Raw genomic sequence first — 12517 nt, forward strand, 5'->3', positions numbered from 1 at the left:
GTTTAAGCATTCCGCCCTGCTGAGTCCAACCATTCTACAGAGTCAAAACTCGTTGTCAATGTTTGTTTTCAGAACCCGTTTCCCAAAAAACCTAACCGGAAAACAATGCGCCAAACACCCACACCAACCGGACCCGAAGGCCCAACCTCAATCTCTTAAGGAGCCGACCATTATAGCGTTCATATCTATTTGGTCAAGCTTTTATTTTCAGCCACCTGATAAAAAACCAGATCACTTCAAAAAACCGGATTAAGCTCTATGGCAGGCTATAAAAACTCACCTTGAAACCAGACCCGACTCCCCTCAACTTGCGTTGAAGAGCCGGCAATTATACAACCAATTCAATTTTCGTCAAGTCCTTATTTTTACTTAGGCTAGTTTTCTAGCACTCTCACAAATAACTCAATTACTTACACTTACTTGGCTCACGACTGGTTTTAAAAAAACCACCTTCAAAAACTATCAAATTAGACTAGAATCAATTCATGAATGTTATTACTAAGGATCTTGCTATGACACGACTTATCTGGCTATTTTTTTTATTCACACTGACTCCCACACCGGCATATTCCATATCTATGCAAGACATCCCCGAACCATTGAAACCCTGGGTGAACTGGGTGCTTGATGAGTCACCTGACTATCAATGTCCTTTCTTCTATAATAAGCTGCAGAAAAAATACTGCGCATGGCCTAGCCAATTATCTATAGATATACAATCTGGGAGTGGTAAATTTAGAAGTGAATGGCAGGTTTATAATGAAAGCTATATTAGCTTACCCGGTAATGCTGAACATTGGCCTCAAAATGTTATTGTTAACAATAAACCCGCTATCGTTATTGTTCGCAACCAAAAACCTGCTATCAAGCTTGCAACCGGGCATTACAAGATTGAGGGCCAGTTCTTATGGGACAGTATTCCAGATAGACTCGCCATCCCAAAAAATACTGGCATCATTTCCCTTAGCATTCTGAACAAGCCTATTCATTATCCCAATATCAATAAGCAACAACTCTGGATCAAGGCTAGTAGTTCTGCAGCTGTTAGACCTGAAAATAAAATTAACCAATTAAATTTACAGGTTTTTAGAAAAATTGACGACAGCATTCCATTGCTGCTAACAACTTATCTATCTCTAGACGTTTCAGGCAAACAACGAGAAATCAAATTACCTTATAGCTTGTTAAAGGGCTTTATCCCTATAAGTTTACACAGCCCTTTACCCGCAAGACTCGAAGCCGATGGTAGTCTTTTAATTCAAGTACGCCCTGGGCGCTGGCATATAGAACTACAGGCACAACATGCTACTGAGCTACACAGCTTAAGCTTAAATATTAATGATCCTCAATGGCCTGCGACTGAAATATGGAGCTTTGCAGCTCACCCATATCTACGTGTTGTAGAAATTGAGGATGCAAACACAATTGACCCCAGCCAGAGCAATGTTCCTGCACAATGGAAAAGTCTTCCTGCATTCCTTGTTAAGCAAGGAGAAACCATGAAATTTAAAACTACCAGACGTGGAGATCCTCAACCCGAGCCTAATAATTTATCCATTTCACGCCAGCTTTGGCTGGATTTTTCCGGCACAGGCTATACCATACAAGATAAAATCAAGGGTCAGATCACTCACGGCTGGCGACTTAATAGCCTATCCAACATCCAACTTGGTCAAGTACAAGTAAATGGACAGACACAATTAATCACTTTTTCAGAAAACAGAGACTCTGCAGGTGTAGAGCTCAGAAAAGGTCAGCTACGCCTCAACGCTGACAGCCGAATTGATGACAATATCAATCAAATCAGCGCCACAGGCTGGCAAGAAAAGTTTAATAAGGTTAAAGCAACTTTGCATCTTCCACCTGGCTGGCATTTATTTGCGGTAAGCGGTGTTGATAACATCCCAAATAGCTGGATAACTCGCTGGACTTTATTAGATTTGTTTTTAGTGCTTATTGCAGCGCTCGCAGTCGGCCGTCTGTGGAATCATTACTGGGGACTGTTTGCCTTGTTAGCGCTCGCCTTAATCTGGCATGAAGCTAATGCCCCCCGCTTTATCTGGCTGAATATTCTTGCAGCCATCTCTTTAATCAAAGTGCTTCCTCAAGGGAATCTTTTACGTCTGCTTAATTTTTACCGTGCAGCGTGCTGGCTAGCGCTACTTATTATATGTATCCCTTTTTTAATCGAGCAAGTACGCACCGGCCTGTATCCACAATTAGAAAAACCCCGGCAATCAGTAAAAATGCAACGCGCATATGCACCCTCGATGGCCTCTACAGCTGACGCCGTCCTGATGTCTGAAGAACAACGAATTATGCCTCGCGCAGCCGCACGTAAACTCGAACGCGAAGTAAGTGGAGCAAATAAAAGCTATTACCCAACGCAATCCCCTGTTCTGCAGCAAGTTGATCCTGATGCCAGCTTACAAACGGGCCCAGGCTTACCGCAGTGGCAATGGACCAGCATTCCGCTATCATGGAATGGTAGCGTAGACAGCCAGCAACAAATCAGGTTCTGGTATATAGACCCTACAACCAGTTTATTGCTAAATTTTTTACGTGTCATTCTAGTCTGCATATTAAGCTTGCTAATGTTCGGCATTATTAACCAGCGATTTAACTTTCATTTGACTAAATTTGCTTTTAAACTCTGCTTGCTATTGTTTTTTGCTCTACCCTACACTCCTGTACAGGCTGACTTCCCCGCCCCTGAATTATTAAAAGACTTAAAGCAACGCTTATTAAAAGCCCCGGACTGTTTGCCAGGTTGCGCGCAAATATCAACAATGCAAGTCGATATTACAACTGCCAAGGTAAAACTGACGCTGCAGGCGAATGCCCTGGAAACGGTTGCCATTCCCTTGCCGGCAAAATATAAACAATGGTTACCGCGAAGTATTTTGATCGATGGCTCTCCAGCCGAGGCAATTATTCGTGATGAGCAGGGTTTTTTATGGCTAACTTTAACACCAGGCATACATACTCTGGTATTAACCGGAACTGCTCCCTTACAATCTAGCTTCACACTACCCTTGCCGCTAAAACCGCATTATATTGAGGCGACTATTCAGCAGTGGAACATCGAAGGATTAAAAAACAATGGTACGGCTGAAGGTCAATTACACTTTACTCGCATCCAGTCGGCAGAGCAGATAAAAAATGCCTTACCTTCACTCAATCGCGGCACGCTACCCGCTTTTATTAGAATTGAGCGCACACTGAATCTAGGGTTAGACTGGTACATTAGCACCCGGGTTATTCGCGCATCAAAAGAAGCCATAGCCATCTCGCTTGAAGTGCCGTTGTTTGAAGGTGAGTCTATTAGCAGTAGTCATATTCGCAGTGAAAACGGGTTTGCTATGGTACAAATGACAGCAAACCAACAAAGCATTGAATGGCAGTCCTTATTGAAAAAAAATACCCTGCTGAAACTAACAGCACCGGAAACAGAGCTGTGGTCAGAAATATGGCGGGTTAATGTCAGTCCTATCTGGCATATTAAATTCAGTGGCATTCCTGCAGTGCATCACCAGGATCAAACCGGTAACTGGTTACCAGAATGGCGACCTTGGCCAGGGGAGAGTATCACTTTAAATATTACGCGCCCCGAAGCAATTCAAGGCCAGACCCTGACGATAGATAAAAGTACGCTACAAATTAGTGCTGGAAAACGTAATCAGGAAGCGCGTCTCGAACTCGATATACGCAGCTCCAAAGGGACTCAACATAATATAACCCTACCCAAAGACGCGATCTTACAATCGGTCAGTATTAATGGCAAAACCCAGCCTATTAGACAACAGCAGCAAATTGTTACTTTGCCGGTGAAACCAGGCATGCAGCATTATCAACTCAACTGGCACTCAGCTAAACCACAATCCAGTTTACTGTCAACGCCCTCTGTGAATTTAGGTATTAGCAGTGTTAATACGCACTTGAAAGTATTGCTTGCCGAGGATCGTTGGATATTACTAACTTTTGGACCCAAAATGGGCCCAGCCGTATTATTTTGGGGAATGCTGATAGTATTAGCTATTTTAGCTTTTGCCTTAGGTAAGTCCTGTTTAACACCCCTTAAGCACTGGCAATGGTTTCTATTATTAATAGGCCTCAGTCAAATTCAGCTACTCATGGCTTTTGTGGTTGTTGCCTGGTTAATGACTCTAGGTATAAGACAAAAACAAACACTGCAGGATGTTAACAGCTTTAATCTTATGCAACTCATCTTGATTGCCTTAACTTTGAGTTCGTTGGCGATATTATTTATCGCAGTAGAGCAGGGCTTATTAGGCTCACCTGATATGCAAATCGCAGGCAATCACTCTACAGCACACAAGCTAAATTGGTACCAGGATAGAAGTCTTGCCGCCTTGCCTAGCGCCAGCGTTGTTTCCATACCTTTGATGAGCTACAGAATTATGATGTTAATCTGGTCGCTATGGCTCGCCCTATCTTTATTAAACTGGCTAAAATGGGGCTGGCAGTGTTTTTCTCGTAATGAATTATGGAAAAAATCTAAGCCTAAAGAGGGACAAGGTAAATCACCTTTATCCTAATTTCAATATATTATTTGTCCTGAATTTCTCTGCCAGCTTTCTGTTCCTCAGGCTTCAGTAATTCAAGTACTGTACTGGCCATAGTACTGATGCCTGTTATCAAACTTTCTTCGATATCTGGATAAAAAGTCGGTGAATGTAATGAGGGTGGCGAATCCCCTTTAGCTGCATAGTCGTCCAGGCGTTGTTGATTAACCGCACCTAGCCAATACAATAAACTGGGTACTCCGGCTTTACCGTAACGACTGAAATCTTCGCCAACCATGGACATCTCCGACAGCTCAATATTTTCTTCGCCTAACTGTTGCTGCAAAACGCTGGTCAAGCGATTAGTCAGGCCAGGGTCATTGTATAAAGCAGGCGTACCTTTACGAATATCAATCAAGGGTTCTGGCGCATTATTGCTAATTGCAACTGCGAGTGCCTTACGCTCTATTGCTGCTAATAAATGTTCGCGCACTTCGTCAGAAAAACTGCGCACTGTCAGCTTGAGTTCAGCAGTATCACCAATAATATTACTCTTGCTACCTGCATGTAAGGAACCAACAGTGATCACCGCAGATTTAAGAGGGTCAATCTCGCGACTGACAATAGTTTGTAAAGCCATGACCAATTGTGCAGCTTGTATTATGGGGTCATTGGCAGTGTGCGGGTAAGCGCCATGCCCGCCCTTGCCGTACAACATTATCGTGACAGTATCGACATTCGCCAAAAGAAAGCCTGGCCGCAAGCCAATTTTACCTGTCGCCAGAGTAGGGGAAACATGCAAGGCGATAGCAAAATCAGGTCTGGGAAAGCGTTCAAACAATCCGTCTTCGAGCATCGCTCGTGCGCCTGCCCCCTGTTCCTCTGCGGGTTGCCCAACCAGCATCAATGTTCCTTGCCACAGCGAGCGGTTATTCGCTAAATAACAGGCCGTACCGATAAGGTTGGTCATATGCACATCATGCCCACAAGCATGCATAACACCTGTTTCTCGACCACCCTCGTTTTTAGTTTGTACCTGAGAAGCAAATGATAAGCCAGTTTGTTCGGTAACAGGCAGAGCATCCATGTCTGCTCTTAGCATTACAACAGGGCCAGCACCATTCTTTAGCAAGCCAACAATACCGTAACCGCCAACTGCCGTTGTCATCTCGAAGCCGCAATACTGCCATGCATTTGCAAGCCTTACCGCCGTGATTTGTTCCTGAAAGGAAAGCTCAGGGCTGGAATGGAAGTCTCTGTATAAGGTCAATAGATTGTCCATATTGTCCTTGACCCACTCGCGCGGCTGTTCAGCTGCGTACAAAGTGGGCAAAGTAAGCAAGCAAAGGACTGCTAATCGCAGTAACATCTTGATCGCTGAATAGAGTGGGTGCATAGGGTCTCCTTAATTTATCTGTATTGCTTCAGTAAAAATGTTTATCCCAGATATCACATTTCCATTTGGCTACTTTAATCTGTTATATAGGATCTTTAGCTCTAGCTTTTAACCAAGCCAAACCATATTGAATCATTGAAACCAGTAGATACAAAGCACTTCCCGCTAATATTGCAAATATATAGCTCAAGTATCCCCATACACAGGCTTCGGAATGATTATTGGTAGCAATACACTCTAGGGTGACTCGGTAAGCCGTATATAACAGAAACGGAGGGAAGGTTAATAACAATGTCAGAAAATTTTTTCGTTTATATACCACAATTAACGGCAAAATGCCCATTATTAGGCAAAATATAATCCAAAAAATCATTATGGAGTTTTTCCTAAATCAACCTTTTTATCATTCTGAAATAGCTTTGGTAAACGTTCACTACGAGAAATAGCTAGCTGTTGAGCCATAATTTCTGCTGACTAAAAAATAGAGTCTGAATTTGATATCGCTGCTTTCATGCTTAAAGTATAACTCAAGCTATACCGGTGGCATCAAATCTCTATTATTGGTTATCAGATTATAATTTAATGTATCACCTAAATCCTGCAAGCATTATACATAATAATCCACAAAACTCCTTATTAAACAATGATATAATATCATTTTCCTGATTTCACTATCTCATTGTTTTAATGAAGCCCTCTAAAGTATCAAAATCCTCATCTCACGTAAGAAACCGTACCCGAACGGTAAAAATGACATCTACAGCACATGGATTGACAAGCCAGGCGGGACTGATTCCCGTCGTGAAATATTTAGACAGGATAGGTTTTGAAAAAACCGTAAAACAAAGCGTTCCACATCGGCGGGGTGAAAATGCAGACCATCACTTATCTGATGTGGTTCTATTGACGTTGGTTGGCATGATGGGGGGAGCAACATCAATGGCAAAGGTGACGACCGTATGGGCAGATAGCGTACTGCGCAAAGTAGCTGGCTGGATAAAGATTCCTGTTGAAACCACAATTTTACGGATCTTTAAAGAAGTAAGTGATAGGCAGATAAGCCAGTTTGAAACGCTCACGCATACTTTGCGTGGTCAACACTGGCGGCGATTGCTTCGTTCCGGAAAATCGAAAACTGGCATACAATCCGTCCAGTGGGTCGATGTCGATTCAACTGTGGACACCGTTTGTGGTCGACAAGAAGGAAGTGCCAAAGGCTTCAACCCCAAAAAGAAAGGTGCCCGTTCATACCATCCACAACTCGCTTTTCTAGCGGAAACAAAAGAAATTTTACAAGCCTGGTTCCGGACAGGCAATGCCTTTACAAGCAATGGTGTTGTAGAATTTACCAAACAGTTACTTGCACACTTGCCCAATCGGATGCGCATTATTTTTCGCGGTGACAGTGGTTATTTTGTCGGTGATTTGCTTGAATTTCTCGATACCAGAGGGCATGGGTATCTAATAAAGGTTAAACTTAAGAATTTGAACGCATTGCTGGCCAAACAGGCCTGGACAGCCATACAAGGCCGACCCGGTTGGGAGCAGAGCGAGTTTCAATATCGTTGTGGTGGCTGGTCTCGCTCTCGTCAGTTTGTCGCGGTCAGGATAAAGCAACCTAAACAAGTGACAGGACCTCAGTCCGAGCTTTGGGATACGGCAGAATATGACTATTTTTGTTATGTAACAACTGAACCTCTATCGCCTTGGCAAACACATAAGAAGTATGGTGAACGAGCGACGTGCGAAACATGGATTGAAGAAGCAAAATCACAAATGGGTTTAGGTAAAATCAGAACGAATCAATTTCTGGCTAATGCCGCATTATTTCATTGCGCCGTTCTTGCCTACAATACCGTGCGCTGGATGGCTCAATTGAGTGGCAACAAAACGTTGTGCCAATGGGAGCCGGATACACTTCGTACTTATCTGATTCGGGTGGCTGGAAAATTACTCACAGGCAATAATCAGCTGAGAGTCAGAACACCTGCAGGTCCGCTCTATCCACAGGAATGGGATGATTGGGTTAAGGTGGGGTTACTCGCTTAACATTAACCGAAGTTAAGTCACTTTGATTAAAAGGTCATGGCACGTTGGCAGGGTGTTTATTGCCTTGGGCTCGGGGGATATCCATACGATACAAAAAATTTCCTCTATTTATGATTTAAATCTGGATATTTTGATCGGTTGGACAAAGAGGGCTGGCAAAGCGGCAGTAAAAACCTAATAACCACTTAGCTAGACAGGTTAATGAGAGTCAAAATATGGGCTTGCAGGATTTAGGTAATAATGAATTAGCCGCTGTTGCTGTGGTTGATTTACTCGACAATGCACTATCTGCCGTATATACATTTTTTAACCCTAAATATTCCGCTCGAAGCCTGGGAGTCTATGCCGTGCTATGGCAAATCGAATACGCTAAATCGCTTGGTTTAGACTAGCTATATTTAGGCTACTGGATAGAAAACTGCCAAAAAATGTCCTATAAAATAAACTACCAACCTCTGCAAGGACTGATCGATAACCAGTGGCGCTCTATCCCCTGAGCAAGAAATGCAATTGCTGTCACTAGAAAAAGCTAAAACTTATATATGCCTAAGGAGCGAGAATTTAATAATATCCGAAAGTATGACGCAGGGTTTTGGCATCACAGGCATGCTAGGAAAACAGGCACAGTGAGGCTACGCAACTGTTTTTCTAGTGCGACTGTGGAGTCAAAAGACAAGTCAGACTCGGGTATTATTAAATTCTCGCTCCTAACTATACTTAAACCCGTCTCCAGTTGAAGACAGTTACTATAAATTAGTTTATTGAGAGTTTTATATACTTTTAGCAATAGTGAATGACTCTGTAAGTTAGAGACAAACAATCATGTCGCGGATTAACGACAGTAAGTCGTCATCAACTCATTGCGAATCTTTACATGTCTTATGATCAACAGGTGGCACAATAAATGCTTTAACTATAAAATGTTTTACTACTTTAAAACCATTACAACATTCCTAATATAAACATCATGCCCAGTTAACTTGATTTTACTTCACGCGACCACAGTTGCACCGTTACCGCGAGTCGATTTTTATCGAGAGAAAAACGCTGAAACTGGCGCATAGCTGCTAGCAATAGTTTCAGTACGACAAAAAACAACCGCTAGATAACCGTGACCCTGTGAAGTATAGATTAAGTAACAAAAGTTAACTGAAAGCTTATAAAGCTGTATCCACTTTTTACACTTTGCTCCCTAGGACCAACAAATTGGCTAGCAGTATCTCCTTAATATTAATTAAGGTAATTAATATTGGTCTCTGAACCATTTTTCTACAATATTATTGATCAACTGTTCATGCCTAAAATCTTTAAACTTGAAAAATCCATGAAAAAAATATCCCAATATTCAATCTATACGCTCTTTATAATTGCTAATTTAAGTTTCAACCTGACAATACAAGCGGCTGCTAAACCAGAAATTCTATACGGCCCGCTTATCGAAGTAAGCGGTAAATTAACCGTCATCTATTTCGATGATTTCGAAAATCAGCGCAGCGAAAAGCGTTATATGCTTGAGGACAAGCACAATAATGGTCACTTTGAATTAAAGTTTGCAGGAGAACAACCGGCCAACCTACATAGTGGCAGAAAAATCAAGGTACGCGGTAATCAGCATAATGAAGAAATATACCTGGCGGCAGGAGGTGATGAAAATATCGAAGTACTTTCAGCGGCTTCTGCAGTGGTAACAGGTGAACAAAAAACGCTAGTCATGGTGGCTAATTTTGAAGATAAGGATATATCCTGTTCTAATCAGGACATCGAAGACCTCATGTTTACTGATTCTGCCGGCAATTCCATCGACGCTCTTTTTCGGGAGACATCACACGGAAAAATATGGCTTAGTGGTCAAGTAGCAGGTCCATATAACTTAAGTAGCAATAGCACTGATTCATGTAATGTCAGTGCCTGGGCTTCAGAGATGGATCAATTAGCTGTAGACGACGGAATTAATCTAAATAACTACAACCGTAGAATTTATGTATTACCTTCAGAAAACAATTGCGGCAATACAGGCTTGGCATCAGTGGGTGACAACCCAAGTAAGGCCTGGATATTTCGTTGTGACCAAGAAGGAGTATACGCCCATGAGTTTGGACATAATCTTGGCATGAATCACGCTTCAACATTAGCCAACGAATATGGTGACACTACTGATCCGTTGGGTTCTGCACTGTCTGGTTTACGTCAGTTAAATGCCCCTCATCAGGAACAGATGGGATGGCGCTCATCTGACAAATTTACTACAATCACTCAAAGCGGAACATTTTATATCGCTCCACTGGAACTCACAGCTGCTGAAACAGATCTAGCTCAAGTTCTCAAGATTGCAAAACCAGATAGCAACGATTATTACTACCTCTCATATCGGCAACCTATAGGATTTGATGCTAACCTTTCAGCCACTCTGACTCAACGGCTACATATTCATCTTTACAAAGGTAATGGGGGCAAAACAACACTCATAAGCGCCCCACTGGTGAACACAGACTTCGTAGATAATGTAAATGGTATCACCTTGACCCATGTAAGTTCTGTACCAGACTACCTTACCGTAGAGATAGAATTCGATGGTTCAAACTCGCCTCCGGCATGCGTTCCTGCTCCCCCTCTGGTCAGTCTATCGCCAACAAATCAAAGCACCAGTGCCGGTGATACTTTGATCTATACCGTTTCTGTAAGCAACATTGACAACAGTAGCTGTGCGAATAGTACATTTAATTTAAGCGACAATGTCCCGACTGGCTGGACAGGCACACTCTCGACAATGAACCTGAATCTGTCACCTGGTCAGACGGGCACGGCAACATTTTTGGTCACCTCCGCCAGCAATGCTCCTTCAGACCTTTATAATGCGAGTATCAACATAAGCGATCTCGGAGAAGACCTTCATACATCTTCAGTTAGCGCCAGCTATACTGTAGCCCAGTCATGTATTGCCAATGCACCTAGCCTGTCCCTGTCGCCTAGTAATCAGAACGGGGACCCGGGAACAACGCTTAGTTATACAGCCAATTTGGTCAACAATGACACGCCAGCTTGTAGTGCCAGCACCTTTCGCATGGCTATTACCACTCTGCCCGGTAGCTGGAGTGCCAATTTGTCTAGTACGACACTGTCTCTTTCTCCAGGTGCAACAGCTTCAAGTACATTGTTAGTGAGTTCAAGTGCAAGCGCAACAGCAGGTAGCTACAGTGTGCAAATTGCAGTTTCAGATAACAATGAAACCCTACACTCTAAAAACACTGTGGCGACTTACCTGGTTAATGAAATAGTGCCGATTGAGGATAGCGAAGCTCCGACCACACCAACCGGACTAGCTGCCATTGCAAATTTCAAGCAGGTTAGTTTGACCTGGAATGCCAGCAATGACAATGTAGGCGTCACAGGTTATCAGGTATACCGGGACGGAATCAAAATCGCGGATATCGTAGATACCAGCTATGTTGATGCAGGTGGAGCTGATGGTGTTAACTATAATTATGCGGTTACTGCTTATGATGCAACGGGAAATATCTCTTTTCAAAGTAATTCAGTAATAACTGGAAAAACAATAAAAGGAAAAGGAAAAGGTGGAAGTAATGGAAAAGGTAAAAAGTAGCACAACAGTAACTATCGAAAAAGGCGCATTAGACCATTCGATAATACCTACCGACTTTAAAGTCAGGCTTTAGTTTCGTAATGTTCTGTAAGTCGAATTACGTTTGTTAGCCCAAAAAAAGACCCGGTTTTCTACCGGGTCTAAGTGTTTACTGCTTAATCCTTATACTATGTGGGTAGGATACTATAGTATCTCCAAAAATAAACAGGGGTTCTGACTGAACTGAACCCCAGTCGATTTATAACTCTACCCTTCTTTATGGACAGAGTTGGTTGTTATTATATGCATCCAAAGTACCAGCAAGGGCGTTTGCCTCAGCTTTTTGTTTGCGCGTTAATTTATCTGAACCTTTTTTATAGTCCATGTTGCCATCAAAGCCAACATCAGTCAAAAGGGCATCAGCATCTGTGATCGCATTCGTTAGAGCAGCGCATCCACCAGCACCCGCATTTACATTAAGTTTTGCAGCAAATAGCTGGGCAACCATATTGTAAATAGGATCAGATGCCGATTTTTTGCCATCCTTAATGATGTCTTCATTCTTGACTTTTCTCTTGTCCAGGAGATCAACTGCTACCGGGCATTTATCAATAACAAAGTCTGTATCCAGTGTTACCGGTAGATTGTCATCGAGAACAGCAGCCTGCTTACCGCGACCATCGCAAGATGTCCAGTTTTTCCAGAACCCAATGGTGTGTGCATCACCGCCAGGAGGAGGGGTATTGTCAACATCCAGAGAATACATATCACCTGGATTTAGCGTGATATTAATGCACTCACTACTATTATCTCCACCTTCAGCTGTTTCGCTATCAGGTGTGAATCCATCAATATCGTTAGACCAACCAGGCATCATGCCGACTTCGCAGAGCTGATAATCACCGGATACAATTTTAGCGGATCCAGTAGCATCATTGGTACAAATCTCCGGTTTGTTATTGTTAC

The 12517-nt window shown here is 42.7% G+C and carries 5 protein-coding genes and 1 pseudogene; 4 read left to right on the plus strand and 2 right to left on the minus strand.

The annotated features are described in order from the left end of the window. The first annotated feature begins 512 nt into the window (after positions 1-512). Positions 513-4559 carry a hypothetical protein gene (locus tag ACQY3F_RS19650; protein WP_428356747.1) on the plus strand — a complete coding sequence of 1349 codons (4047 nt, stop codon included), beginning with the start codon at positions 513-515 and terminating at the stop codon, positions 4557-4559. Positions 4560-4569: 10 nt separating this feature from the next. Here the strand turns inward: ACQY3F_RS19650 and ACQY3F_RS19655 are convergent, their stop codons facing one another. After that, complete coding sequence (locus ACQY3F_RS19655; protein ID WP_428356748.1) at positions 4570-5922, minus strand: M20 metallopeptidase family protein; 1353 nt, start codon at positions 5920-5922, stop codon at positions 4570-4572. Positions 5923-6609: 687 nt separating this feature from the next. Here ACQY3F_RS19655 and ACQY3F_RS19660 point away from each other — a divergent pair. The 3 genes and pseudogenes from ACQY3F_RS19660 (at position 6610) to ACQY3F_RS19670 (ending at position 11572) form a co-directional block, all read left to right on the plus strand. After that, the gene (locus ACQY3F_RS19660; protein ID WP_428352976.1) at positions 6610-7971 is read left to right on the plus strand and encodes an IS1380 family transposase; all 1362 of its coding nucleotides are present in this window, start codon (positions 6610-6612) and stop codon (positions 7969-7971) included. A 215-nt stretch (positions 7972-8186) separates the two neighbouring features. Further along, a pseudogene (locus ACQY3F_RS19665) lies at positions 8187-8468 on the plus strand (hypothetical protein). Positions 8469-9220: 752 nt separating this feature from the next. After that, positions 9221-11572 carry a hypothetical protein gene (locus ACQY3F_RS19670; RefSeq protein WP_428356749.1) on the plus strand — a complete coding sequence of 784 codons (2352 nt, stop codon included), beginning with the start codon at positions 9221-9223 and terminating at the stop codon, positions 11570-11572. Positions 11573-11828: 256 nt separating this feature from the next. Here ACQY3F_RS19670 and ACQY3F_RS19675 read toward each other — a convergent pair whose 3' ends face one another. After that, on the minus strand, positions 11829-12428 hold the full coding sequence (locus ACQY3F_RS19675; RefSeq protein ID WP_428356750.1) for a hypothetical protein: 600 nt from the start codon (positions 12426-12428) through the stop codon (positions 11829-11831). Positions 12429-12517: the final 89 nt, after the last annotated feature.

The organism is Methyloprofundus sp. (assembly GCF_965251085.1).
Taxonomy (GTDB): domain Bacteria; phylum Pseudomonadota; class Gammaproteobacteria; order Methylococcales; family Methylomonadaceae; genus Methyloprofundus.